Origin of the sequence: Pedobacter sp. KBW01 (genome assembly GCF_003852395.1) — a bacterium.
Taxonomy (GTDB): domain Bacteria; phylum Bacteroidota; class Bacteroidia; order Sphingobacteriales; family Sphingobacteriaceae; genus Pedobacter.
The window spans coordinates 564,717-587,452 of the sequence record NZ_QAJQ01000007.1; the positions used below are offsets into that span (position 1 = coordinate 564,717).

Annotated in this window: 32 protein-coding genes; 25 read left to right on the top strand and 7 right to left on the bottom strand. The window is 42.0% G+C overall.

What is annotated here, in order from left to right; all coding sequences use genetic code 11:
* Window position 1: 1 nt before the first annotated feature.
* From DBR40_RS08885 to DBR40_RS08950, 14 genes are all read left to right on the top strand, one after another.
* Window positions 2–358 (top strand): hypothetical protein, encoded by a 357-nt coding sequence (locus DBR40_RS08885; RefSeq protein WP_124559381.1) that lies wholly within the window; start codon window positions 2–4, stop codon window positions 356–358.
* Complete coding sequence (locus DBR40_RS08890) at window positions 355–726, top strand: hypothetical protein (RefSeq protein WP_124559382.1); 372 nt, start codon at window positions 355–357, stop codon at window positions 724–726. The genes DBR40_RS08885 and DBR40_RS08890 overlap by 4 nt, the downstream gene beginning before the upstream one ends.
* 16 nt (window positions 727–742) lie before the next feature.
* The gene (locus DBR40_RS26675) at window positions 743–895 is read left to right on the top strand and encodes a hypothetical protein (protein WP_158674019.1); all 153 of its coding nucleotides are present in this window, start codon (window positions 743–745) and stop codon (window positions 893–895) included.
* A gap of 66 nt (window positions 896–961) precedes the next feature.
* Window positions 962–2,344 carry a DNA cytosine methyltransferase gene (locus tag DBR40_RS08895; protein WP_124559383.1) on the top strand — a complete coding sequence of 461 codons (1,383 nt, stop codon included), beginning with the start codon at window positions 962–964 and terminating at the stop codon, window positions 2,342–2,344.
* 11 nt (window positions 2,345–2,355) lie between these two features.
* Window positions 2,356–2,580 carry a hypothetical protein gene (locus DBR40_RS08900; protein WP_124559384.1) on the top strand — a complete coding sequence of 75 codons (225 nt, stop codon included), beginning with the start codon at window positions 2,356–2,358 and terminating at the stop codon, window positions 2,578–2,580.
* 4 nt (window positions 2,581–2,584) lie between these two features.
* Window positions 2,585–2,776, top strand: a complete 192-nt coding sequence (locus tag DBR40_RS08905) for a hypothetical protein (RefSeq protein ID WP_124559385.1) — start codon at window positions 2,585–2,587, stop codon at window positions 2,774–2,776.
* A complete protein-coding gene (locus DBR40_RS08910; RefSeq protein WP_124559386.1) occupies window positions 2,769–3,023 on the top strand; it encodes a hypothetical protein in 255 nt (84 codons plus the stop codon). The genes DBR40_RS08905 and DBR40_RS08910 overlap by 8 nt, the downstream gene beginning before the upstream one ends.
* A 1-nt stretch (window position 3,024) precedes the next feature.
* On the top strand, window positions 3,025–3,447 hold the full coding sequence (locus tag DBR40_RS08915) for a hypothetical protein (RefSeq protein ID WP_124559387.1): 423 nt from the start codon (window positions 3,025–3,027) through the stop codon (window positions 3,445–3,447).
* A 5-nt stretch (window positions 3,448–3,452) separates the two neighbouring features.
* On the top strand, window positions 3,453–3,716 hold the full coding sequence (locus DBR40_RS08920; protein ID WP_124559388.1) for a lipoprotein: 264 nt from the start codon (window positions 3,453–3,455) through the stop codon (window positions 3,714–3,716).
* Between the two features lie 171 nt (window positions 3,717–3,887).
* Window positions 3,888–4,379 (top strand): hypothetical protein, encoded by a 492-nt coding sequence (locus DBR40_RS08925; protein WP_124559389.1) that lies wholly within the window; start codon window positions 3,888–3,890, stop codon window positions 4,377–4,379.
* The gene (locus DBR40_RS08930; RefSeq protein ID WP_124559390.1) at window positions 4,327–5,025 is read left to right on the top strand and encodes a hypothetical protein; all 699 of its coding nucleotides are present in this window, start codon (window positions 4,327–4,329) and stop codon (window positions 5,023–5,025) included. Before DBR40_RS08925 ends, DBR40_RS08930 begins: the two co-directional genes overlap by 53 nt.
* Before the next feature lie 48 nt (window positions 5,026–5,073).
* Window positions 5,074–5,577 (top strand): hypothetical protein, encoded by a 504-nt coding sequence (locus DBR40_RS08935; RefSeq protein ID WP_124559391.1) that lies wholly within the window; start codon window positions 5,074–5,076, stop codon window positions 5,575–5,577.
* A 301-nt stretch (window positions 5,578–5,878) separates the two neighbouring features.
* Window positions 5,879–6,199, top strand: a complete 321-nt coding sequence (locus tag DBR40_RS08945; protein WP_124559393.1) for a hypothetical protein — start codon at window positions 5,879–5,881, stop codon at window positions 6,197–6,199.
* Window positions 6,200–6,276: 77 nt separating this feature from the next.
* Entirely contained in the window at window positions 6,277–6,456 is a 180-nt protein-coding gene (locus DBR40_RS08950) for a hypothetical protein (protein WP_124559394.1), read from the top strand.
* A 40-nt stretch (window positions 6,457–6,496) separates the two neighbouring features.
* Here the strand turns inward: DBR40_RS08950 and DBR40_RS08955 are convergent, their stop codons facing one another.
* From DBR40_RS08955 to DBR40_RS08985, 7 genes are all read right to left on the bottom strand, one after another.
* Entirely contained in the window at window positions 6,497–6,979 is a 483-nt protein-coding gene (locus DBR40_RS08955; RefSeq protein ID WP_124559395.1) for a hypothetical protein, read from the bottom strand.
* A gap of 1 nt (window position 6,980) precedes the next feature.
* Window positions 6,981–7,541, bottom strand: a complete 561-nt coding sequence (locus DBR40_RS08960) for a phage virion morphogenesis protein (RefSeq protein WP_124559396.1) — start codon at window positions 7,539–7,541, stop codon at window positions 6,981–6,983.
* A gap of 58 nt (window positions 7,542–7,599) precedes the next feature.
* Window positions 7,600–8,763: a hypothetical protein gene (locus DBR40_RS08965; RefSeq protein ID WP_124559397.1), complete on the bottom strand. Its 1,164-nt coding sequence runs from the start codon at window positions 8,761–8,763 to the stop codon at window positions 7,600–7,602.
* A gap of 188 nt (window positions 8,764–8,951) precedes the next feature.
* Window positions 8,952–10,280, bottom strand: coding sequence for a DUF935 family protein (locus DBR40_RS08970; RefSeq protein ID WP_124559398.1), 1,329 nt, complete (start codon window positions 10,278–10,280; stop codon window positions 8,952–8,954).
* Window positions 10,274–10,684, bottom strand: a complete 411-nt coding sequence (locus tag DBR40_RS08975; RefSeq protein WP_124559399.1) for a hypothetical protein — start codon at window positions 10,682–10,684, stop codon at window positions 10,274–10,276. The genes DBR40_RS08970 and DBR40_RS08975 overlap by 7 nt, the downstream gene beginning before the upstream one ends.
* A 4-nt stretch (window positions 10,685–10,688) precedes the next feature.
* Window positions 10,689–12,290, bottom strand: coding sequence for a hypothetical protein (locus DBR40_RS08980; RefSeq protein WP_124559400.1), 1,602 nt, complete (start codon window positions 12,288–12,290; stop codon window positions 10,689–10,691).
* The gene (locus DBR40_RS08985) at window positions 12,290–12,718 is read right to left on the bottom strand and encodes a hypothetical protein (RefSeq protein WP_124559401.1); all 429 of its coding nucleotides are present in this window, start codon (window positions 12,716–12,718) and stop codon (window positions 12,290–12,292) included. The genes DBR40_RS08980 and DBR40_RS08985 overlap by 1 nt, the downstream gene beginning before the upstream one ends.
* Window positions 12,719–12,849: 131 nt before the next feature.
* Here DBR40_RS08985 and DBR40_RS08990 point away from each other — a divergent pair, with 131 nt between their 5' ends.
* From DBR40_RS08990 to DBR40_RS09040, 11 genes are all read left to right on the top strand, one after another.
* Window positions 12,850–13,809, top strand: a complete 960-nt coding sequence (locus DBR40_RS08990) for a peptidase (RefSeq protein ID WP_124559402.1) — start codon at window positions 12,850–12,852, stop codon at window positions 13,807–13,809.
* Window positions 13,810–13,870: 61 nt separating this feature from the next.
* Complete coding sequence (locus DBR40_RS08995; protein WP_124559403.1) at window positions 13,871–14,743, top strand: hypothetical protein; 873 nt, start codon at window positions 13,871–13,873, stop codon at window positions 14,741–14,743.
* 55 nt (window positions 14,744–14,798) lie between these two features.
* Window positions 14,799–15,335, top strand: a complete 537-nt coding sequence (locus DBR40_RS09000; RefSeq protein WP_124559404.1) for a TIGR02594 family protein — start codon at window positions 14,799–14,801, stop codon at window positions 15,333–15,335.
* Window positions 15,335–15,643: a hypothetical protein gene (locus DBR40_RS09005; RefSeq protein WP_124559405.1), complete on the top strand. Its 309-nt coding sequence runs from the start codon at window positions 15,335–15,337 to the stop codon at window positions 15,641–15,643. The genes DBR40_RS09000 and DBR40_RS09005 overlap by 1 nt, the downstream gene beginning before the upstream one ends.
* Window positions 15,640–16,356 (top strand): DUF6808 domain-containing protein, encoded by a 717-nt coding sequence (locus DBR40_RS09010; RefSeq protein WP_124559406.1) that lies wholly within the window; start codon window positions 15,640–15,642, stop codon window positions 16,354–16,356. Before DBR40_RS09005 ends, DBR40_RS09010 begins: the two co-directional genes overlap by 4 nt.
* A 1-nt stretch (window position 16,357) precedes the next feature.
* Window positions 16,358–16,684: a hypothetical protein gene (locus DBR40_RS09015; RefSeq protein ID WP_124559407.1), complete on the top strand. Its 327-nt coding sequence runs from the start codon at window positions 16,358–16,360 to the stop codon at window positions 16,682–16,684.
* Window positions 16,685–16,773: 89 nt separating this feature from the next.
* Window positions 16,774–17,280: a hypothetical protein gene (locus DBR40_RS09020; RefSeq protein ID WP_124559408.1), complete on the top strand. Its 507-nt coding sequence runs from the start codon at window positions 16,774–16,776 to the stop codon at window positions 17,278–17,280.
* Window positions 17,281–17,285: 5 nt separating this feature from the next.
* The gene (locus DBR40_RS09025; RefSeq protein ID WP_124559409.1) at window positions 17,286–17,759 is read left to right on the top strand and encodes a hypothetical protein; all 474 of its coding nucleotides are present in this window, start codon (window positions 17,286–17,288) and stop codon (window positions 17,757–17,759) included.
* Between the two features lie 29 nt (window positions 17,760–17,788).
* Window positions 17,789–17,974 (top strand): hypothetical protein, encoded by a 186-nt coding sequence (locus tag DBR40_RS09030; protein ID WP_124559410.1) that lies wholly within the window; start codon window positions 17,789–17,791, stop codon window positions 17,972–17,974.
* Entirely contained in the window at window positions 17,967–22,322 is a 4,356-nt protein-coding gene (locus DBR40_RS09035; protein ID WP_124559411.1) for a tape measure protein, read from the top strand. The genes DBR40_RS09030 and DBR40_RS09035 overlap by 8 nt, the downstream gene beginning before the upstream one ends.
* Window positions 22,322–22,735: a hypothetical protein gene (locus DBR40_RS09040; protein ID WP_124559412.1), complete on the top strand. Its 414-nt coding sequence runs from the start codon at window positions 22,322–22,324 to the stop codon at window positions 22,733–22,735. The genes DBR40_RS09035 and DBR40_RS09040 overlap by 1 nt, the downstream gene beginning before the upstream one ends.
* Window position 22,736 lies beyond the last annotated feature (1 nt).

Below are 22,736 nucleotides of genomic sequence, written 5' to 3' on the forward strand. Positions count from 1 at the left end.
AATGGATGGAATCGAAGCATTGGATAACAAAAGAAAGCGGTTGGATGCTATGAAAACTGATTTCTATACATGGGCTAAATATTACTTTCCCGAATTTTTCCCCAAAATTAAGGTTTACACGGTTCTAATCAGTGCCGAATTACCTGATATGTTCGAAAAGTTCCACCTGGTAAGTGTAAACGCTTGTAGTCATCAGGAAGCGGCAAATTTAGCCAAAAATTGGCTGTTAAATGATTTGATTATTGAACACCCCTACTTAAGCGAGATTATCGATTTGCAGAGCTTTCAGGCTATTAAAAGCTGCAATCCTTTGGATCAGGTTAACACTGAAGTTGAAACGTTTATAAGGCCGCTATGAAAAATACTCTTAAAATCGAAATATGCGGTACAAATTCGCCCCATAAAGATCAAAACAGGCCAGTTGTTATAATGTTGGATGATATTGACGAATCTGCCAATCATGATGAATACGTTGAAAAAGCAGATATGTGGGTTAACCGGATCATATTTGACCATTTCGGAAATCTGGCAGCTGATCCCCAAACAACTGCCAGTGAAGTTGGTAAGAAGAAAAGTCAATGCGTGCCAAGTCATCACCAGTTTACAGATTGGGAGTTTGTCGAAACTACCCACTACGGAGACAAAGATTTGTACCAACGCATGTGCATTCACTGCGGTATTACTTCAAAAACAGTATCACGGTTACACCCTGATGCAAATAACTAACCTTAAACAGATAAAAATGAAAAAAATAATCATCATCACTGCCGCCTTAGCGATCAGCTTAACGGCTTGTAAGAAAGAAAGTTTCAGCCCATGCAAAAATCCTGAAGGCGTTACACAGGATAGCATACAGCGATTATTCAAAAAGAAGTTACGAGGCAATCAATACTAACCAAATCGGCTAATAACCCGATAATTAAAAATATCGGCTAATTAGCCGATATATAAGTTTAAAATAATGAAAAATTCATATTTAACCTATACAGATCAGTTTTGCGGTGGTGGCGGCAGCAGTCAGGGAGTACGCAATCTTTCCAATAAAATTGGCGGTGGTGTTGAAGTAAAACTGGCTTTAAATCATTGGGATTTAGCAATAGAAACCCACAATACCAATTTTCAGGATACTTTACACGATTGCACAGACATTTCAGCATGTGATCCCCGTCGTTATCCTTCAACAGACTTTTTAATTACTTCACCGGAATGTACCGAACAAACTGATGCAAACGGTAAGAAAAAGCCAAGCAACCAACTAGACATATTCAGTTTGAAAAAGCTTGAACCAGCAGAAGAGCGTAGCCGTGCAACGATGTGGGATGTTGTACGTTTCGCCGAATACCACGACTACAATTCTATAACTGTGGAAAACGTTGTGCAAGCTCGAAAATGGAGGATGTTTGAACCGTGGTTAAATGCAATGCATGTTTTGGGATACCAACATAAATGCCTTTACTTGAACAGTATGCACTTTGCACCATGCCCACAAAGTAGGGATCGAATGTACATCGTATTCTGGAAAAAAGGAAACAAAGCCCCTGACTTAGAATTTACGCCGAAAGCATACTGCCATTGCTGCGAAAAAGAAATAGAGGCTTTTCAATGGTTTAAACCTGGTCAAAGATCATGGAAGTACAGATTTGGATATGTTTACCGTTGCCCTTTCGATGGTACGATTGTAGAGCCTTATTATTACGCTGCATTCAATTGCATTGACTGGTCAGTGCCGGGTCGGAGAATCGGAGATATTAAGCTGTCCCCAAAAACTATAAACCGAATAAAGTTAGGCAGGGAAAAGTTTTGGAATGATGGGATACCAGCATACGAAATGCCAATGGTGCTTAAAACTGAAAATAGTTCAAACACGGGCAATGTACGTAAAGCAACTGAACCGCTGCAAACTCAATGCACCCGCCAAACAATGGGCATTCTTACCCCGATGTTAGTAGAGCTGAATAGAACCGGAAAATGTTTGCCAGTATTTGATAAAGCAGTTACCACCATTACAGCAGGCGCTGTAAAACATGGTGTATTAACAGCTGAAAGTTTCAACTCCTTCATTTCCTACTACAACGGCGGCTCTGATGTTTCAAGCGGTATAATGAACCCTGCCGGGGCTTTTACTACCACTGCCAGGCATGGCCTATTTATAGATAAAATGCCAGATTTAGAAGATTGCTATTATAGGACATTACGGGCGCATGAAGTAAAAATAGGTATGGCATTCGATAAAGATTACATCATTCTAGGTGATTCAAGGCAACAGGTGAAGCAATGCGGTAATGCAGTAACACCACCAGTGATGGAATGGATACAAAGCAGAGTTATAGAGCCATTTATGTAAAATACAATAACATGATATTACTTACCTACAAATTTGCCTTCAATAGGTTTATAGAAGACGGCGAAACCCTAAGCGTATTTAATTTATTGGTGGAAGAAAAATACTTATTTGGTCTTTTCAGTAGCCAGCACTTAATACAAGTCGACATAAACATGTTTCAGAGCATCCCTGACACTACCACCCATTGGGATTGGCTAATCAACAATAAAGTAGAATTTAAAAGAAATCAAATTTAAAATCATGATCACTGTAATTCACAAACACCCCCAACATTCTCATTTCTTCGTCACAGATGGCGTTTTATGCGAATCATACAAAACAATCCGCGGAATGCGCTATCTGGAAATAGCAGAGGTGCAAACAACCGAAATGCTGGCAGATATTACGGAAGAGCAAGCACTAAACCTTTTAAACTCAAATAATCATGCTTAAGGAAAATATAGAATCGAAAACATGGTCGGAGTTTAGAGAAACCGGATTGTTTCTTTTTATCAATTCTATTTTACATGCCTTCGGCTGGGTTATCGTAATTGAGTGGAAAGATGGGAAGGGTATTGCAGCTTACCCTGCCCGTACAAAATTTAGGGGGTTCGATAATTCCGCCACCGACGAAGCACATAAGAAAATAGCTAATTACTTAGCTGAGAATGCAAATAACTTCCCTGAAGAAATTAAATAAAATGGATACTTCACACCCGAAATTTCAACAAATGATAATCCTGTTTAACCAAACGGGTAAATACGGATATCGACACACCTATGCTTTTGACGTAAGCAATGGGCGTACAGAAAGCACGAAGGAACTAACTGAACCAGAAGTGCTGGTTATAATTGAGCAACTTAAACCGCTGGTGCCAGGTGGCAATAAGTTCACTCCACCCCCCGGCGATAAACAAAGAAAAAAAATCATAGGCATTGCCCGTGATATGCGTTGGGATAGTCACGGCGATAAAGAAATGATGAAAAAGATAGACAATTTCATGCTTACCCGGACGAAGTACAAAAAGAAGCTAAATAAATTAACGGTGGATGAGTTAAATAAAGTACTCTACACCTTCGAAAACGAAGTTCAATCAAGTTTTTACACAGGATTAAATAAATAAAACAGATGAAAAAGACACTTATAGTATTATTGGCATTGGCAGCACTTTCAAGCTGCATTAACAAAAAAGGTGATGTTAAGACTGATCCAACTGATTTGGTAGAGATTAACGGAAAAGTAATTCAGGCTATGCAAGTTGTGCCCTGTGATGGATGCAGCGCTATATGGATTGCATTTGCCAAAGATAGTACCGAATCGCCTGTAACGGTTAATTATAAAGTAAGGCAAAATAAAACCTTTGTAAACAAAGCAGTTGTTGTATTTAAATAACCTTTAACAGATGATTTTTAAACACATGACAGCAAAAAGTTATAATAACATTTTTGATAATGACTTTTTTACTCATGCTTTCACGATTGCGGGGCTAAACACGTATGTTTTTTACCGTTTATGCTCTAATTAGGAATTAGTAAGGTTATTCACTATTTAAACAGTAATTAAATGACACTTAAAGAGCAAATAAGCTGGTGCAAATCAGAAATTAAAAAGGGAAACAACGAACAGGTCTTAAGATCAATATTAAAGCGTTTAGAGGCATCAGATACAAAAGAGCCGCCACACCCTTACCATAATGAGGCCGTTGCAGCATATAAGGATTTCTTGAAGGCTCAGGGGCTTCCCCCATTATTCGACTTTAAACAAGGAAAGGCTTTAAAAGAACTCCTTATAAAGCTTCAAAATGTAACAGCAAGCCGAAGCCCAGAAGGTGCGCTAGGAGCATTGAAATTCATTTTTGAAGGTTGGAATAGGCTTTCGGATTACCATAAGAAAAAAAAGACTTTGGTTCATATTAACAATAACGTAGTAGAGATTTTAGACCTGATCAGATATGGAGCAACAAAACAACAAACTAACCTTGATGCAGCCCAACAGCTGGCCAATGCTATTAAGGGAAAACGTAACGGCGGCTCTCAGGCAAATAGCCCGAGTTAAGCCGCACGTTTTTGAGGCCAATCAGGAAGAGCGTAAGAAGCTACTATCTAATTATGATACCCTTAAAAAGTCCTTAAATTTTTATGTATATGGTGATAAAAAGAAAGGTATCAAATATACAAAACCAGATAGGGCAGCATTTATAATGAACATTCTGGCCGATATGGATGCTATAAAACAACAGGGCAAATTATTACCTGAAGCAAAAACTATCGGCCAGTTGTATAAAAAAGATCCCGATCAATGTGAAGATGATATCGTGTTAATCCTGAACGACCTAAGAATGTTTTTTCAAGTTGATAATATCATCAGTAATGATGGGCTTTATTCAGTAGCTTACATTATCATCCATGAATACCCAAGCTTTACCCTTGAAGAGTTAGCAATATGTATGAATCAGGCAAAGCTGGGTAACTACGGTAAAGACGGTAAAGTTTACAACCGATTGGATGCTCCAATAATATTAGGCTGGGTTAAACAGTATTTCATCGACAAACAAACCCGGCTAACCGATAGAAATTATACAGCTGAAGCACATAATAAAATAGGTGTAGGCGAAGGCCGGGGGGCATACATGAATAATAGCTTATTGCTCTTAGAGGCTCAGATTGCAGTAGCTAAAAATAACATAAAGAAAAAAAAGTAACTGATTGAAGTATTGTAATTAACTATATTTAAGCTTTATTTAAAGAATATGAAAAAAACAATACTTTTTTTTGTGCTGGTTTTAACATCGGGATTGGCAAAGGCACAGTTTGAATTAACACCAAATGGATTTGTTGATAAGGAGAATAAAGATAAAGATTACATTGTTTTAGAGGTTGCTGGCAAAAATAAGGCTGAACTTTATAAAAGTACATTACTATACCTAAATACGCTTTACTCCAATCCGAAAGAAACAATCAGCGCGGTAGATGGTGAAAGCATTTCGGTAAATGCAATTGATGATAGCACTATATCGACCGTCCTAAACGGTTATTCATTAGTATTTGAGTTTAAGGACGGTAAAATAAGAATTAAACCATCTTACGCACTTTATTATTATTCAAGTATAAATGGTCTTCGCAACGAGTATGAGATATTTAATGATAAAGGTAAGCTCAAACGAGCGAAGGATAAGGAAAGGCTTGAAGGCTTTTACAATGGTTACGTAGCCATCATAAAAAAGAATGCAGAAAAGAAAGCTGAAGATTGGTAAAATACAAAAGCCCTGTTAATAACGGGGCTTTTTTGTGGTATAACTTTTTTGTACTGATTAATGGCCAGTTGTTAATTTTGTGTTAATGGCCTACAACAGGAATAATCATCTAAAACGCGTCGAATCAGTTGTTAACCTTTACCACCAGGTAAAAGAACAAGATGTGCCAGATACCTACATTTTACGCGTTGTTTTTCCAAAGCACAATATTTTTATTAGCCGTCGCACCTGGGTAAATTACAAAGGCATGAAGCCATCGGAATACAGAACACAATTAGCCTTGTTTTAACTTAAAAAAATTATGACCAGATCAAACTATGAAAAATTAATGGATGCCATTTATTTAGCTATAGATGGATTATATCACCAAAACTTCGATAGCGAAGACCTGTTAATCTATATGCCTGAACATATAAAAGATTTTTTGATATTGGAGTATTTCAGAGAAACCAAATTCCGAATTAAAGGTAATGAGCTTAAAATATTCGGTATTACTGTAGTTAACGGTTATGAAATGTCAATTGTAGTCGCTTCATCCAACAATTCCAGAAGGGGCATTATATCCACTAAAATAAGTATCACGGGTCAAATACCGCTTACTACAATCCCTCATACACCATGAGGGATTTTTTTTGCTAAAAGTTATAGGTATACGGAAACCCGTAATTTTTATCAAAAAATGGTCTGGATATTTGCTTTATGAAGATAACAATCGAAATAAAGGACAGCAGTAAAGCAGAAAGTTTGATGAATGCCATTTATACCCAAATGCACATTTTAGACTATCTTTTTCAGAAAAATGAAAGGCCAAGCACCAAACGCAGTGCTGATGATCTTGAAGAGTTTTACGAATATTTGCGGGCAAAGCTTTATCATTAGCAAAAAGGGTTCAGGTATTAGATACCCGAACCCTTTTTAATTAAGTCTTTGCGCTTTCATCTAACCATACCGTAGTAAATGGAATATTAAGAATGGTTAGGCCATCCGGGCGCGGCTCTTCTGTTGCGCTTTGTCTGTCAAACTTTCCAGCACCGCCAGTTTTGCCCTGAATGGTCAGGTAAACAGCTTGTGCAAGGTCGAAGTAGTCCAGGCTTTGCTGCCTGGTTCCTGCAGGAGTAGCAGCAGATGTTCCACCTACATAATCAAATGCCAACCTGATCGTTACCCTGCCATGACACCGCTGCACATTCCTGCCTAAGTTCTCGGTTCTGGTAATTTCTACCTTTATCAATGCACAGGGAAAGGCAACAGCCGGGCGCACCTCGTAAAACTCCAGCTGTCCTTTATCTTTATCAATCCACTTGATAAACTGAAGCCTGTTAAACCTATCCAGTTCCTTCGGATCGGTCGGGATTTCTGTTGGTGTCAACAGTTCCAAAGTTCTTAAATATATTTCTTTCATATTATTTTCGTAGTTCTCTTAAAATGTGATTCTTTACTGTTTTATTGATCTTTCTATCTAAAGCTGCTGAACGGCCTAAAAAGCGCCTTCTGGGCATCTTGAAGCTGTAGGCTTTAAATGTTAAACCTTTACCCGAGGTAGTTCCTTTCTTAAAAGCCCCCATCCCGCCAAACATTTTCCCTTTTGCACCTTTCTTATACCTATTGCGAACAAATAATTCACTCCTGGCGCTTCGTCTGATTTCCCCGCCGTCATTGTGTACGGCTGCGTAAGGTGCGCTGTTACCTACCTTTACGCTGGTTGGTGTTGTTGAAGTGATCCGGGTTTCCCTTCTTAACCTTCCGCTTTGTATCAGTATATTCTGGTTTCCTGCACCGCGCCGACTTTTGGTTTTGCGTTTTGGCCACGGCACACCATCAAAAGACTGTGTACGGAAATTATCCAATGCATCATTAACTACCAGGTTACCCACGATCAGTGGCAGCTGTGAAGTCGCGTTGCTGATCCTGTTTTGAAAAGCCCTGAAATATTGATCAATTTTTTTGTCATTGTTATTTGCCATAAAAATTCTATATTTGTGATGTCCAGCCCGAGTAGTTGGGCAATCCAAAGGCGGTAAATTAACTTTTATCGCCTTTGGTCATTTTTAGGTATTCTGTAAACTCACCATCCTTATTTACAAAGGTTATTTTTCTCAACCCCTTAACATTTCGGAAGCGTTCAGAAGCAAGCTGTTTTAATGTATCGGCACTATAATCCTCTTCTAAAAGAATGGTCACATTTTCGGCCTGTTTTGCTCCGTGTGCTATCCTTTGCTGAAGCTTCGAATAGTTTAGCGGGATGGTTGGTTTTTCTACCTCATCATAAAACACCCCTTCAGCTGAACTCACCCGTCTATCAGGGTTCATATTGGCTTTTACACCTTCAAGCAGTTTTGCCCTTAACCGCTTTTCAGCTGCATGTATTTCCGGCAGAATATCGACAGTAACGCCGCGGTCAACATCGGCCTTGCTCACTTTGATCAGGTCGGCCAGATCGGATTTGCCTTGCAGCTCGGTCTGCCTGTGTATTCTGAGTATATGGCCATCAGCAGATTTATACCTGATCAGGTATTGTTCGCCTTCCGGCATGTAAAGCGTGGCATTGTTTACAATGTGCGCAGGGATATCCTTATAATAAGGATGATCCAAAGGAAACACCAGGCCACTTTCAGCCAGGTTGGTAGAAAACATTTTTGGTATATCCGGTTGCGGTGTTTCGTTGTCCGGTGTTACCTTACCTTCTGCAAGCTGCCTGATCACCAGCCTTTCGTTATAGTGGTTCGGCGGGTAATACTTTTTAACGAAAGGATCGTCAACAGGTTTAATTATCCCGTCAAGCGAAAGACATAGGTCAGTTGTATGGCCATCAATAACAGCATCAAACATCAGTAACGGTAAAGCAGCTTTTCGGGCTTGAATATCTACCCACTGACCTGCAAACTGGCCGCCACCGATTGCGGTATCATATTCGGTACGCAGCCACGAAACCTGCTTTCCTGCAATCCTTTGTGCCTCAATCTTGAAATCGTTAAAGCTCCGTGTTGTCGTGCCGTCTGGCGCGACCAAAGCCTTACCCATATCCCTAAGTTGGGTATGCGTCTTAGCTGCCGAAAACTGCCACACATTTGTTTTTAACGCATTCAGCATATTGTAATTTGGGGTATCCCAATCGGCATCGGTAACGTTTCTGCCAAACCCTTTTAAAACCGCTTCGGTAAGTTTTCCGGCGTAGTTTTCCAGCAAGGTAACATCAAAGGTTGGGCTTTTCTTTTTATCCCATATTTCCGCAATAAGCTTATCAATGTGAGTGCGGTAATTATCTGGCCACTGATCTGCACTTAGCTCTACAGTGTGGCTACAGCATACATTATACTGGCTGTTTATTTCTGCCTGAAGTGCTGCAAATGGTAAGCCCCCAATTGTTTGAGGGCTTAGCCAAAAAAACCTGTTGAGCCTGCAAACAAGTCCTGTTTCTTAGTTTTCTCTTTTACCGGCTTATCCTTTTTTTTTGGCTTTTCAGGTTCAGGATCAGTTTCCGTTTCCTTCTGCTTATCTTCTACTACCTTTTCGGCCTCTTCAACAGGGATGCCAAATTTATCGGCTAGCCATTTAGCGGCAACAACGTAACCAAGTTCTATCAGTTTAACCACCATATCAAAGAGTTTGTTAAGGTCTTCGGCTTCATCGAAAGAAAAGGTTAAATCACCTGTTAAAATACCATGCTTTTGCAAAGCGGGGATATTTACTGTGTTCCAATACTCTTCTAGCATGGCCAGATCAGACTGCACCAGATACCAAAGTAATTCCTGGTTGGCTTCGTCCTTTGATCGGTTGCCGTTTTTGGTGTCCTGACCTAAGATAACCCCAACGATCAAAAGCGAAAGTTCATTCGAACATAAGTTGATCAGGTTGCTGTAAACATCACCATTGGTGGTAACACCTTCAGCAAATTCAAACTCTTCATCAGAATCAATTACAGCCCATGCAGCAGAACCCATGTCACGCATCATTGCTTCGGCGCGGGCAAGCATGTCCGGGTCTTGTGTATTGGTCTTTATCCAGCGTGGAGGTATACCGTAAATTTCGCATAGTTCTGCCCAACAGCTTTGGGCGAAGCGTTTGAATATGACATGCGGTACGGCCTTGTTTAATAAAGCCCCATCCTGGCTTTTATATTCCAGTAACCAAATGCCATATTCTGGCATATCCCTATAGTTTACCTTTACGGCATCATTGGTATAATCCGGGTAAAACATACCAGTTTGCGGAACTACATTGGTACGTGGCAAACTATCCCCGATAAGCATTGTTTTGCCCATTACATCGTTAACAAACTTAAGTTCTACCATGCTATAATCATGATATGTGGTATCTAACATGGCATGTGTTAAAAACCTGTATAGTGGCATCTTCTTAAGCTTGTTAGTCTGCTCTACATCAATCTCACCGTTTGGCTTCTTAAGCGAAAAGTTAACACTGAACGCCTGCTGTTTACGGTTGTTGATCTGGCTGGTCAAAAGCGCATCACGTTTGGTTTCGTCCAAAATCAATTGAAGGGCGTAATTTTTAGGGTCTTCACCCTGGGTAAGGGCTTCAGCTGCCTTGAAGGTTTTAATATCAAGTTTGGTCATACTGACCGAACTGATAACGGGGGGCAAAACTTTCCTTCTACTTTTATCCCCTGTAGGTTGTGGTTTTGCGCTCAGGCTCCTGCTAACAAAAGCACCGAAGTTTTTTGCTGCTGTTTTTAAACTTACCATCTTTCAGTAAAAAATTTAGGGTTAGAACCGTAGCTGATACTGGTTTTTCTTTCTGCCAGTGGCCAGCCTTTAATTAATGGGGAATGTTGGATTTTTTCAAGCTCCTGCGTAGCTGCTTTAAACTTTCTTTCAGCAGCTTCGAAATCAACCTGAACAGGTGATACAGAGATAAAATGATATTTGGCAATATCCTTAATGTAGGTGATTAGCTCACTGTACTTCTTTTTGTCAGCGCCCTGGCTAGCAAAGATTTCATCAGTGTTGTATTTGCCCAGGCATCTTGCTGCCTTGCTCATAGCGGTTTCGATTGCCTCATCAAAGTTGCTCTGGTTGCCCTGGCTTATTGTTCCGATTGCCTCTTCGAAAATGTGGGTCGTAAATTCTTGCGGTGTAATAAATTGCATATACTTAATATTTCATGCTTTGGCGTTTGCCGAAAGCGGATTTAACTTTCTTTTTACGGGTTCTTTTGTTGACTACTGAGAATGCGCCATGTGTTGCATCGGGTCCGTCATCGTTTGCCTGGCTACCTTTTTCAAATGCTAAAAACTGATCAATCAAAAGTTGCTGATCTTTGCTTTTGTATAGGCCGTTAAAGAATACGTGGTGGCCTTCAAAATGCCCGACAATACTTTCGATACGGTCGTGTTTGTCTGCTTTACCCCGCTTATCAGCCCTTACGGGAATATGATAGCCCCGGCTATCACCTTCTAAATCGAAGTCACTAACGAACTCATCTTGTGCAAAAAGACCCTCTATCAGATAGCGTATATTGATGCGTGCGAGCTTTTTGTCTTCGTAGAGATCATAGAGCCATTCAGCTGCCTTTGCGCGGCTCTTCCGTCTCAGATAAACATAAAGGATATGAAAATCACGGCCTTTCTTTCCGACCAGCACCATTGCCTTATAATCGCCTTTGTCCTTATAGCTCAAATCGCCATAAAGGCAAAGCGCATCATATTCTTTGAGCATCAGCGGTATGCAGTACAGGATATCTTCAAACTTGAAAATTGCACCGTCTTCGATATGCATGTGCATGTACTCCCGCATAAAGGAGCGGTAAGGCATACGCTTAAATTTCACTTTCCAATATCTTGAACTGGTTTTTTCAGGCCATTCAGGTTCGAAATCTACAATGTCCTTAACCGCGCAAACCTTGAAAACCTCAAATAAGGTATCATCGTAAAGCTCTTCATCTTCATCCTCAAAATCTTCGTCGTCGTCTTCATCCTCTTTGCCTTCAATAATTTCCTTGAAAAAGGTTTTAAGGCGGTTAGTGATACTGTTTTTATGGAAGTTGTTATTTGCATATACAAACCTTTCCGTACCATCTTCATCGGAATCGAAACAGCCCCAAACATCTTCCGTAATGTAGTCGACGCTTTCACGCATTAGCGTGTCGTTTTTTACGTGCTTTTTGCTGTCTACATCATCTACCACAATGTAATCGGGTCTTTCTGCCTGCTCACGCGCACCCCTGGGGTTTTGATTGAAGCCTAAAGACATAAATTTTACCCCGTCAGTTGTGGTAAAATCGCCTTCAGACCAACTTCCCTGCTGGAATTTTTCGCCGTAGTCATTTTTGATACGGTTATTATATTCCAGTTGTGCCTGAATGCCTGAAAGCAGTTGTGCAGCTTTCTTTTCGGTTTCACCGATCAGCAGCATAAATTTTAGGTCATTCTTTGCCAGATAAAGGAAAAGCGGGATACCCATATCAATATGCACGGATTTACCCGCCGAACGGAACATTTCAGCCAGCAGCCTGATACGCTTATTGTCAATCAGGAGTTTTGCCAGGCGCTTATGAAACCAGGCACATTTCTTTTTGGCGAAGTTTGGGAAGTAGTATTCAAACCATTTCACATAATCGCTTTCAAGCTCCTTAATACGTTTCAGCTTTGCGTTTGGGTCTTCCTGAAGGGCAATAGCGGTTGCCTGGGCAATCCTGCTACAATGCGCCTCATAGTCCGTGACGAGCTTTAAGTATTTCTTATTATCTGTGCTCATTACGATTCTAGGTTAATCCGGTGCATCAAAAACTGCTTATGGTAGCTTACAATTTCCAATGCCAAAGCGGGGTTTATCTGGCAAATGAAATTGTCCAGGTCTTTAAGGATACGTGCTACAACTATCGGGTCTGCTTTCTTATCGCACCTGTCCAGCACAGCCATTAGCTTACTCATGGTGTCGGCAGGAAGCTTAGGTGCATTGCCCTGGGCGACGCTTAATAGTTCGCGTTGTGTTAGCTGCTTGATTTTTACGGGGCTGGTATGGTAATCCATCCTTTTTTGCTCCCAATCGTCTTTTCTATGCCATTCGCCAAGCGTCTTCGGGGTAACCCGATATAGCTCGGCCACTTCGGCCTGAGTAGCGTCCAGATTTTCGATGAAATAATCCATCGCCTTCTGTCTAATACTGTCTTTTTTTAATCCCATTTACCTAAATATTTAAGCAAAATTGTCTTTAAAAAAGGTCAATGCTAAAAAGATGAGCAAAGCTTGCGCGCTTATTTAGAGAGGGTTACGATTATTTAAACCTTTGTCTCAACGAAAGCACAATAGCATAAATGAGAAAACCGATAACCTTCGTATTAAGTGATGAAAGTATAAAAAACAGCTACGGCTTTTTTGTACGGCACAAAGGCATTAAGATGGCCAGGTTCAATAGTAACTCGGTCATGTTGGAAGACCATAACAACAGCACAAAGGCTGTTCTGGGTCGGTGGGCTAATACGAGGTTTGAGAGTGCGCAAATGAAGGCCGAAACTGATTTCGATTACGATGATAAGACCAAAGAAGTTACTATCGGAAAAGTCGAACGAGGCTTTATCAAAGGTGCATCTATCGGGTTAATCTTTAACCCTGCTTACCTGGCATACGACGATGAAGGTAACCTTTGGCTTGAAGAGTCCGAAATGATGGAAGCTTCTATCTGCCCCGTTCCCAGCAACGGCAATTCAATCAGCCTTTACAGCCAGGAAGGTGAATTACTTACCGAAAGTGATGTCAAGCAGCTATGCCTTTCTGTCGAAAAGAACAAACCCGCAGAAATTAAAATCAAGGATAAAAACGTAAAAAAAATGGAAAAACTTAATCTGTCCGCAACAACGCTGGTTGCGTTAGGCATGCAAAGCGCTGATGATGTTGTTGCCGTAAGTGCAGCTATCGAAAGACTTGCCCTTAACTACTCAAATGAAAAAACCGCGCACGATAACACAAAAGTCGCGCTTAAGAACATGACCGACATTCAGGCCAAAAAGCTTGTAGAAGAGGCTGTTTTAACGGGTAAAATCACTGCTGACCTTAAAGACACCTATATCGAGCTGGCTTCAAGCAACTTCGATCTGGCTTCTAAAACTTTGGGAGCTATGCCAGCTAAAACAACCCTATCGGGCGAAATCAAAAAACCTGAAGGTGCAGCCGGTGACGATCCGAAAAATATCGATGAGTTCCAGGCGCTGCCATTAGCTAAACAATTGGCCTTTAAAGCGGAGAAACCAACAGCCTACGCAGCTCTTTTTGTCTAGCCTTTAAACCTCAGTTAAACACTCTTTAAACAGTATTTCAACACACAAAAAACTTATAATTATGCCACAAAATTTTCCAGAAGCATGGAACGGGCGCGTAAGACAGCTATTGTCTACCGCCCACGAAGCCCCATTTCTTGCCGATATTCCTGAATTGGAAGCCGACATCACAGAAATTGGCGAAGAGAACGTTATCCACGTTGCTTTAGAGACCTTCGCGCCGGATGTATTGATTAACAATACAACCTATCCGATCGAAGTTCAGGAGTTCGAGGACGGAACCAAATTGGTTACCCTTGATAAATTCCAGACCAAAGCCACCAGGATTTCAGAAGATGCTGCCATCGGTGCATCATATCCTAAAATTGACAATGCCACCCGTGGCCACGTCCGCCAGATTTCCCGCAGTAAGTACAAAAAAGCGATGCACGCCATTGCCCCGGCAACCAACACAAATGCAACGCCGATCCTTACCCTGCCAGACAACTATACGCCGGAAGACGTGTACAAATTGCTGGTAACAATGAAAGGCAAGTTTGATGATATGGAAGTGCCTGAAGATGGCCGTAGGGCTGTACTGGCAACCGATCACTACAACGCCTTATTGCTTTCTGATAAGCGTAACATTACCAAGCTTACTGATCCGGTAACAGGTAAAATTACCTACATGATTGCAGGCTTTGAAGTGTTCCAATACGTTGCGAACCCTTACTATACTGCTGCTGGTGCGAAGTTACCTTTCGGTTCTACACCTGGTGGAACAGATAAAAAAGCATCTGTATTCTACTGGTTGGATAATATCGGTAAGAAGACCGGGTTAACCCGTCAGTATTACGATAAACCGGATACGACCAACCAAGCCCACAGGGTAAACTACCGTCACTACTATATCTGCCTTCCGCTACAGAATCAGGCGATTGGCGCGATGAAATAACAGGTTAATAATCAATAGCGGGGACGGTAAGGCCGCCCCGCATAACCTTCAACCAATGAAAACATTACCCGAAAAATACAGCTGGCTTTCGAAGGAAGGAGCGCCAAAAATGCTGGTGGAAGCACTGAAGCATTACGGCGAACTGGAACACCCAGGCAAAGGCAGTAACCCCAATATACTTGCATGGGCTAATGAAGTTGGGGTAAGCGGATGGTACACCGATGATGATATTCCCTGGTGCGGTCTTTTTGTGGGAGTTGTGGCTAAACGATGCGGTTACGCATTTTCAGCCGCAAAACTACTTGCAGCCCGGGAGTGGATCAATTGGGGCGTAAAGGCTGAAACCCCTATGCTTTGGGATGTATTGGTTTTTGTCAGGCCAGGCGGTGGCCATGTAGGTTTCTACGTAGGAGAAAACGAAAAAGCTTACCTGATATTCGGAGGCAATCAAAGCAATGCTGTTGGTTTTACCTGGATCGAAAAAAGTAGACTGCTTGCGGCTAGAAGGCCAAAATTTAACATCGGTCAACCTAAGAACATCCGTAAAATCAAGTTGTCCGAAACGGGCATTTTATCAATCAACGAAGTATAATGGAGCCTATACAAGAAAGTTTACAAAAAATATCTCCCAAAGAGATTGCCCAAACGCCGATAGCTTACGCGGTATATGTCATTACCCTGGTGCTAGTCAGTGTCATTATTAGCCAGCGGTTAGATGCCAGCAAATCAGTGGAAAACTGCGAAAACGAAAAAAAGGAGCTACAGCAGCAGGTTAAGGATGAGCGCAAGGAGAAGGACGAAGTATTTAAAGCTTATCTGGTTGAGCGTGGAGCCAATCAGCAGATACAAAAAACGGTAGACAGTACCGCCATTGAGAACTATAAACAAAAAAGGAAATGAAAAACACAATTTTAAAATTATGCCTTGCCGTTATGGTTGTGCTTTGCGGCTGGTTAACCTACAAGCTTGTATTTGGCAAACCCGAAAGCCGGGTTACTGCTAAGCCTTCAAATGATATCATCAATGAAGCAAAAACTGAAGCCCAGATCATTGCCAAATCAGTAGATAATCAGGGTTACTCAAAAACAGTAGCTAAACGGAAAGGTGATATCTTAAGTAATGGCGATATCAGCAAACTGCCGATCAGTCAATCGGTAATGGATAGCTTAAGGCTCGATAACCTCGATAAATCCAGTAAACTGCAACAGGCATCCGCTATGATCGGAAAGCTTGAAGCGAAGAACTTAAGGGCTGTAGCAGTTATCGATAGCTTACACAGGAAATCTTACCAGTACAAAGATGATTTTCTGACTGCCAGTTTTACACCGGATAGCGCAGGCGGTACATTCGACGCGATTAGCTGGAAGTTAAAACTGATCAGGCATGATTACAAGAAGCGTAAAAACTTCATTTCACCTTATACCTATTACACGGACATTTTAAGCCCCGATAAACGCGTGAGTATCGGAGAGCTGCAAAACCTTTCCATCGAAAGCCACAGGCCGACACGTTGGGGCATTGGTTTGCAAGCAGGCTACTATTATACCCCATCAGAAAACAAATTCTTGCCTGCCTTAGGGCTGGGCGTATCCTATAACATAATTAGATTTTAACATGAAAAAACTGAGCAGGCAGGAAATTGCCGAGCAACTATTTGCGGCACACCCGAACGAAAAAGGCTTTCACTTCACCAGTGATAACAACGCATTTACCGAAAAGCATAAGAATGATGCAGGTAACCACGCCAAAACCCTTGACGATAAAAATATTGTCTGGGTTCCAAATCCGAAGTTATCCGGTGATGATGAGTTAACCGACGATCCGGAAAGGGATGAGCTGATTAAACGCTATACCGAATTGTACGAAAAAGCGCCAGCACAAAACATGAAAACCGAAACGCTGAAAACGAAGATTGCCGAAAAAGAGGCAGATCAAAAGTAAGCACAAAACCACACACAGAAACCGGGGGGCTAGCATGATGCAGCCCCCAATTTTAAACATTGATTAAACACCATTTAAAATATTAAAATATGTCAGTTTACAACGTAGGCGTTAAAAGCGCAAAAGTGGGTGACTTCAACCCTACAACTGGTGCAATTACCAACCTAGTAGAAGTCGAGGTGTATAAGGACACCATGAAAATCACCGAAGAAAAGCCAACCAAAACCAAACACTACCAGGCTGGTAAAAGTTCACCCCGTAAAATCGCCCTTCAGGGCGGTTCTGAAACTGCTGCTTTCTCAGTAATGAACACAGCGGCTGCAAGTTTAAAAACCTGCTTAGGTGGTGAGGTCGTTACTTTAAACGGCCGCGATAAGTGGGTAAAAGCTAAAGGTGTTGCTACTGAGCAGATCAAAGCTTTAGTTGTTGAGACATTGGACGGTGCCATTTATACCATTACCCGTGGTAGCTGGTCAGGGGTTAAAAACTTCGATCTTTCTGAAGGCGCTATCGCTTTGATGGATATCGAAATCGAAGCAACAGACACCGGAATTGAGGCTATTCCAGATGTATCGTGGGAAGACCCTGAAGAATAGCAGCTATGCAGGAAATGGAACTGCTCACAGCTGATACGCTGTTAGAAAAAGGGGTGCTTTTGCCAATAAAGGCACCCCTTATTTTTAGGCTCTTTGGGATGAAGCAGCTTAAATTTTACCGCCCATCAGCGGGCAACCAATTGCGGATAGATAGCCTTTACCTGAAGATGGGTATTTCTGATGATGAGATCGGCGAAATATCACTTCACCAGGCAAAGGAACTTGAACTGAAACACACTTATACCCATTGCCGCATTATCGCTATTGCGATGTTCAAAGGCATTTTATTCCCGTGGCTCCTTAATCGGATCGTGGCAGTATGGCTGAAATGGAACCTGAACCAAAAGCAGATTATGTATGCCGCTGAATTGCTGCTGGCTATGGGAGGTACAGCAAATTTTATGAATACTACCAGATTAATAAGGGAGATGAAGATAACAACCCCCGGTCTGGGTCAGAAAACCCCGAAGAAGAGTTAATAAGCGTCGGCTTAAATAGCCTTTGGGGCATGATCTATATGATTATGGAAAAAACAGGCATGAGCTGGTATGAACTCATGTGGCGGCGTAGCTGGGTAAATGTCCTGATGATGTTTGCAGATGCGCCTAAAACCATACGGAAAAAGCCGGGAACGGTAACGATTTCGGGTAAAGAAATGGCCGCAAGGCACAAAGCGAAAAAAGCGCATGAATGACAATTTACAGTTAGATATTGATTTTCTCATTAATAACCCAGCCATTAGGGATGCGGTTAGGCGCGCCCGTTTAGATATCAAAGGGCTTGCTGATGGTGCTGAAAAGGATATCGATAAGGTTGATAAACTATTCAAGAAACTTGCTTACACCCTTTCAGGCGTGTTTTCAGCCCACGCAGCCAAAGAATTTGTCATGCAGCTTATCGAAGTCCGCGGGCAGTTCCAGCAGATTGAAAACTCACTTACAACCATTCTTAAAAGCCAGGATGCAGCCAATGCATTAATGAAGGAATGGAAGGACTTAACCTTAAGATCACCTTATACACTTTCTGAGATTGCCCAATCGGGTAAGCAGTTATTAGCCTACGGTGTTGATGCAAAAAACGTAACCAAAAATATTGAGCAGCTTGCAAACGTTGCTTCCGGTGTTTCCCAGCCTTTGGGCGATATCGCTTACTTATACGGTACGCTGAAAACACAGGGGCGCGCCTACCAAATGGATATCAACCAGTTTACCAACCGTGGTATTCCTATCATTCAGGCGCTATCTACAGTAATGAAGGTAGCACAGGAAGATGTTAGGGGGCTAGTTGAAGCTGGTAAAATCGGTTTTCCTGAAGTTGAAAAGGCTATTTCAAACATGACCAGCGCAGGCGGCCAGTTCTATAACCTTATCGGTAAACAGGCAGAAACTTTGCCGGGACAAATCAACCGATTAAAGCACGAATGGGAACTGATGTTAAATGCAATCGGTGCATCAAACGAAGGCGTACTGGCCGGAACTATTGGCCAGCTTGCCAACCTGGTTGAACATTATGAGAAAGTGATCGACATCATCAAAATGTTGATTATCACTTATGGTGCATACCGTACTGCTGTAATCCTTAATACCGTAGCCACCAGCGGGGCTTCTGCTGCTGAGGCAATACATTACGGCCTTTTAGTCCTGAAAGATAAACTGATGGGCGTTCTTACGGCCAAAATGGGCGGGCTCACTGCTGCTACTGCTGCATACACAGCAGTTTTGGCTGCATTGGCTATTGTTGCCTATGCTGGTGCGCAATACCAGACAGCAGCCGAAATAGCTGAAGACAGTTTGACCGAGGCAAGGGCAAAAGGGGAACGTGCAGCCGGAAAAGAGCAGGCGCGCCTTGAAAAGCTTATCAAGGTTATTAAAGACCATAATGCGACCAAAGAGGCGCAAATTGAGGCATACGAAGAGTTAAAAGGTACTACAGAGGGCGTGGTTGATAAATTTACGCTTGAAGAGGTTGCAGCAGGCAAAGCTGATAAAGCTTTAGCCGCTTATGCCCAGACCGTAAAAAAAGCAGTTTCGGCTGAAACCCAATACGCAGAATATAAAGCCCTTGAAGAAAAGCTTAAAAACATTGAAGATGGTGGAATAAAGGCAGTTTCGACAATGGACAGGCTTTGGGTATCCATCAAAAGAACTTTTGCCCCAACGTCTCAGGGAATGACAGGCAAGCAGTGGTGGAATGAGTTGTTTAGCGGATCAGCAGCAAATAAAGGTATTGTTGATGCCGAGATAAACAAATATAAAGATGCTCAGGGTAAAATACTGAATGGTGTTAATGGTAAAGGTGTAAAGGCTTTGATTGATGGTAGTGGTAAGGTGCTTACCCCTGATGAAGATATCGAAATCAAACGTGCCAAAAAATATGCCGCAGACCTGAAGGATGTAATAGGCAATTTCGATAAGCTGATTGCGGGTGCCAGAAGTAAAGGTGATATCGAAAAAGTAAAGGAGGCCGTTACCGAAAAACTGAATGCCCTTGCACCGGGTGATGCCAAAATAGCTGCCTATAAGGCAAAACTTCAGAAGGTATCTGACATTGAAGCGCAGTACGGCCTTTCTGCTGATAAAAAGAGTGCTAAGGATGCTGAAAAATGGGGTGAAAAGAAAGCTGCCCTTATGGATAAAATCGCAGATAAAACTGCCGAAATCAATGCCAAAGGACAGGTGCAGAATGAAAAGGAAATTCTTGATGCCCGCCGTAAGTATACCGAAATGCGTAAGGAGATTGATAAGTTCAATGCAAAAGCCCCAAAAGGCCAGCAGATCGGCGGCGGTACATTAACAGTTATCAATGATTTGGAAAAAAAGGAAACTGGTGCAATCCGGTACGATCAGGACACTGAAAAGTTAAAAATTACCCTTGATAAGCAAAAACAGCTGTACAGTGATTTTGAAGAGTATAAAAAAACCTTTGGTGAAGCGAAGGCAAAAGAGCGTTTTGCGAAAGAGGTTGACACCCAAAAAAACTACCTGCAAAGGCTAGAAGACGAAATGGCAGATTTGAGCGGTAAAACCGATTTGACTGGCTCACAGCTTAAGCGTAAAGAAATGCTGGTTAAAGAGATTGACGACGAAAAGCTGATCAGAAAACAGGCTGATGACAAAATGTACGCTGAAGCCTTCGAGGCAGCCAAAAGCTATAGTCAAAAAGAAATCGATATCAAAAAGCAATATGCCCGTAACCTTGATACGCTTTTAAAACAGCAAAATGGTAATGTTACCAAAGATCAGCGCGAAGCTTTGGAGCGTAGCCGTGATGAGGCAATAGATGCAGCAAAAACCGAAGCTTTAGCCAAAACAGAGGTTTATAAACGTGCTGCTGAAGACGTGTTTGATATGACGCGCGAACAGGTTAAAACCGAACTGAAAGCCCTAAAGGAGCTTATAGCAAGCGGCAACATTTCGGGTGAAGCAAAAACGCAGATTGAAAGGGAGGTTAACAAACTTGAACTTACCTTAAAAATCGGCGTTGACCAGACCCGGCTTGAAGGTTTAAAAGCCCGTTTAAAAGCCCTGATGGATGAGCTTAACGCAAAAGACAGTTTGGGTGTTAGCCTGGTTTCAAAGGATCAGTTAAAAGTGATCAAAAAGCAGGTTGCTGAAACGGTGGCTGAAATCAAAAAGCTTGAAAACCCTATCACTGGAAAAGCAAAAAGCGGCTTTATTAAAGGCTTTGAAGATAGTTTCGGCTATCTGAAAAAATCCAGTGCAGAGGTTTCAGCTGGTATTTCTAATGATTTGGGTAGGTTATCCGGTTCATTTTCCGAATTATCACAGGCATTTGGCGGGGTGGACACTCAGGCTGGCTATGCAATGGCTACCATTGGCGAACTGACAAAGGTAGGATCAGACGCGGCCGGGGCTTTCTCTTCTTTTGCCAGCGGTGACATTGTGGGCGGTATAACTAAAGCGGTAAGCGCTGTTGCTGGCCTTTTCTCAATCGGTAAGCGGGTAAAGGAAATGAATGCAAAAGCCCGTCAGGAAGTTGAAGACTTCTACACAAATGCGATTGCAGGCGAAAGGGTTTATCAGGATTTACTTAAGCAACGTGCTTTACAGACTGTCAGGGATAATAAAAACACCCTAAATGGCATCGGTGCAGAAATTAAGCTTCGTCAGTCGCAAATGGCCGACTGGAAAAAGGAAAGCGACGAAATCATGCTAAAGCTTGCAGGCATGAGCTATACCGCTTCAGAAGAGTACAAACACGGTACATGGGTGCGAAAAGCAAAGGTTATCAAAACCTATGGCAGCCTGGGCGGAATGGACTTCGAACAGCTTAGTTCATTACTTGCTCAGGGAAAACTGGAAGGTGATGCAAAAGCCCTGGTTGAACGCTTAAAGGAACTTGAACAGAAAGGCTACGACGCTAAACAGGCAATGGAATCCCTTGCCGATGAGGTTAACCAGCTATTTACCGGAACTACCAAAGATCAGCTTACAGATAGCCTTCTGAACATGTTTAAGGAAGGTAAAACAGGTGTTAAGGATTTAGCCGATTTCTTTGAATCCACCATGCAGGATGCAGCACTAAGCATGTTTGAAAACAAGGTGCTTACTGAGGCGATGGACGGATTTTACAAGCAGTTCGCTGAATCATCTAAAGACGGCCTGACCTCTGAGAAAATCGCAGACCTAAAAAAGGTTTACGATTCCTATATGAGCGGTGTAGCAGCTGAATTTGAAAACCTGCAAAAGGTTACAGGTTTGGATTTAGGTAATAAGGAAAAAAGCACCAACACAGTTGCCGAAGCTGTTAAGGGGATCACCTCAGAAGAGGCCGGATTGCTTGCCGGACAATTTGGCGGCCAGCGTATCGCAACACTTGAAGGTAACCAGCTTTTAAGGCAGGGAAATGAGACTGCAAGCCAGAACCTTACTGAAATGAGAAAAAACGGCCTTATGCTCATAAAAATTGAGGATAATACCCGCCGCAATGCAGAAAGTTCAGAACAGTATCTGCCTTATCTCAAAGAAATTGCCAGTAAAATGAACAGTGATAACGCATTAAGAGCCAGAGGGGGTATATAATGGATGCTATTTATTTCAACAACACACCTGCCATTAATTATGGCGTAGTCTTTTTGGAAGACACATATAAGGAACTCCGTAAGCCTGCAAAGGTAAAGGAAGGCTTAACGAACAACTGGCCTGATCAGAACGGTACAGAACGCGATGTAGCAACGCGTGTTCTGGAAACGCGCACGCTTACCGTGCCGATCATGGTTGAAGGCACCAGCGAAGCTGATTTTAACCTTAAGCATCAAGCTTTCGTTGATTGGATTGTTACCGCTGGTTATTTCGACCTGAAGGTGCAAAGGACAAACCGGATTTATAGACTTATTTACAGCGATGTGAGCGACTATAAAGACTACTACGACCATTGCACCTTCAACCTGATATTATTTGACGATTACCCACATTTAAAAACCCCATACGCTTAAG

Bases quoted from the DNA above. Each gene is read 5' to 3' on its own strand.
- DBR40_RS08885 (WP_124559381.1), top strand. From the start codon at position 2: ATGGATGGAATCGAAGCATTGGATAACAAAAGAAAGCGGTTGGATGCT.
- DBR40_RS08890 (WP_124559382.1), top strand. From the start codon at position 355: ATGAAAAATACTCTTAAAATCGAAATATGCGGTACAAATTCGCCCCAT.
- DBR40_RS26675 (WP_158674019.1), top strand. From the start codon at position 743: ATGAAAAAAATAATCATCATCACTGCCGCCTTAGCGATCAGCTTAACG.
- DBR40_RS08895 (WP_124559383.1), top strand. From the start codon at position 962: ATGAAAAATTCATATTTAACCTATACAGATCAGTTTTGCGGTGGTGGC.
- DBR40_RS08900 (WP_124559384.1), top strand. From the start codon at position 2,356: ATGATATTACTTACCTACAAATTTGCCTTCAATAGGTTTATAGAAGAC.
- DBR40_RS08905 (WP_124559385.1), top strand. From the start codon at position 2,585: ATGATCACTGTAATTCACAAACACCCCCAACATTCTCATTTCTTCGTC.
- DBR40_RS08910 (WP_124559386.1), top strand. From the start codon at position 2,769: ATGCTTAAGGAAAATATAGAATCGAAAACATGGTCGGAGTTTAGAGAA.
- DBR40_RS08915 (WP_124559387.1), top strand. From the start codon at position 3,025: ATGGATACTTCACACCCGAAATTTCAACAAATGATAATCCTGTTTAAC.
- DBR40_RS08920 (WP_124559388.1), top strand. From the start codon at position 3,453: ATGAAAAAGACACTTATAGTATTATTGGCATTGGCAGCACTTTCAAGC.
- DBR40_RS08925 (WP_124559389.1), top strand. From the start codon at position 3,888: ATGACACTTAAAGAGCAAATAAGCTGGTGCAAATCAGAAATTAAAAAG.
- DBR40_RS08930 (WP_124559390.1), top strand. From the start codon at position 4,327: ATGCTATTAAGGGAAAACGTAACGGCGGCTCTCAGGCAAATAGCCCGA.
- DBR40_RS08935 (WP_124559391.1), top strand. From the start codon at position 5,074: ATGAAAAAAACAATACTTTTTTTTGTGCTGGTTTTAACATCGGGATTG.
- DBR40_RS08945 (WP_124559393.1), top strand. From the start codon at position 5,879: ATGACCAGATCAAACTATGAAAAATTAATGGATGCCATTTATTTAGCT.
- DBR40_RS08950 (WP_124559394.1), top strand. From the start codon at position 6,277: ATGAAGATAACAATCGAAATAAAGGACAGCAGTAAAGCAGAAAGTTTG.
- DBR40_RS08955 (WP_124559395.1), bottom strand. From the start codon at position 6,979: ATGAAAGAAATATATTTAAGAACTTTGGAACTGTTGACACCAACAGAA.
- DBR40_RS08960 (WP_124559396.1), bottom strand. From the start codon at position 7,541: ATGGCAAATAACAATGACAAAAAAATTGATCAATATTTCAGGGCTTTT.
- DBR40_RS08970 (WP_124559398.1), bottom strand. From the start codon at position 10,280: ATGGTAAGTTTAAAAACAGCAGCAAAAAACTTCGGTGCTTTTGTTAGC.
- DBR40_RS08975 (WP_124559399.1), bottom strand. From the start codon at position 10,684: ATGCAATTTATTACACCGCAAGAATTTACGACCCACATTTTCGAAGAG.
- DBR40_RS08980 (WP_124559400.1), bottom strand. From the start codon at position 12,290: ATGAGCACAGATAATAAGAAATACTTAAAGCTCGTCACGGACTATGAG.
- DBR40_RS08985 (WP_124559401.1), bottom strand. From the start codon at position 12,718: ATGGGATTAAAAAAAGACAGTATTAGACAGAAGGCGATGGATTATTTC.
- DBR40_RS08990 (WP_124559402.1), top strand. From the start codon at position 12,850: ATGAGAAAACCGATAACCTTCGTATTAAGTGATGAAAGTATAAAAAAC.
- DBR40_RS08995 (WP_124559403.1), top strand. From the start codon at position 13,871: ATGCCACAAAATTTTCCAGAAGCATGGAACGGGCGCGTAAGACAGCTA.
- DBR40_RS09000 (WP_124559404.1), top strand. From the start codon at position 14,799: ATGAAAACATTACCCGAAAAATACAGCTGGCTTTCGAAGGAAGGAGCG.
- DBR40_RS09005 (WP_124559405.1), top strand. From the start codon at position 15,335: ATGGAGCCTATACAAGAAAGTTTACAAAAAATATCTCCCAAAGAGATT.
- DBR40_RS09010 (WP_124559406.1), top strand. From the start codon at position 15,640: ATGAAAAACACAATTTTAAAATTATGCCTTGCCGTTATGGTTGTGCTT.
- DBR40_RS09015 (WP_124559407.1), top strand. From the start codon at position 16,358: ATGAAAAAACTGAGCAGGCAGGAAATTGCCGAGCAACTATTTGCGGCA.
- DBR40_RS09020 (WP_124559408.1), top strand. From the start codon at position 16,774: ATGTCAGTTTACAACGTAGGCGTTAAAAGCGCAAAAGTGGGTGACTTC.
- DBR40_RS09025 (WP_124559409.1), top strand. From the start codon at position 17,286: ATGCAGGAAATGGAACTGCTCACAGCTGATACGCTGTTAGAAAAAGGG.
- DBR40_RS09030 (WP_124559410.1), top strand. From the start codon at position 17,789: ATGATCTATATGATTATGGAAAAAACAGGCATGAGCTGGTATGAACTC.
- DBR40_RS09035 (WP_124559411.1), top strand. From the start codon at position 17,967: ATGAATGACAATTTACAGTTAGATATTGATTTTCTCATTAATAACCCA.
- DBR40_RS09040 (WP_124559412.1), top strand. From the start codon at position 22,322: ATGGATGCTATTTATTTCAACAACACACCTGCCATTAATTATGGCGTA.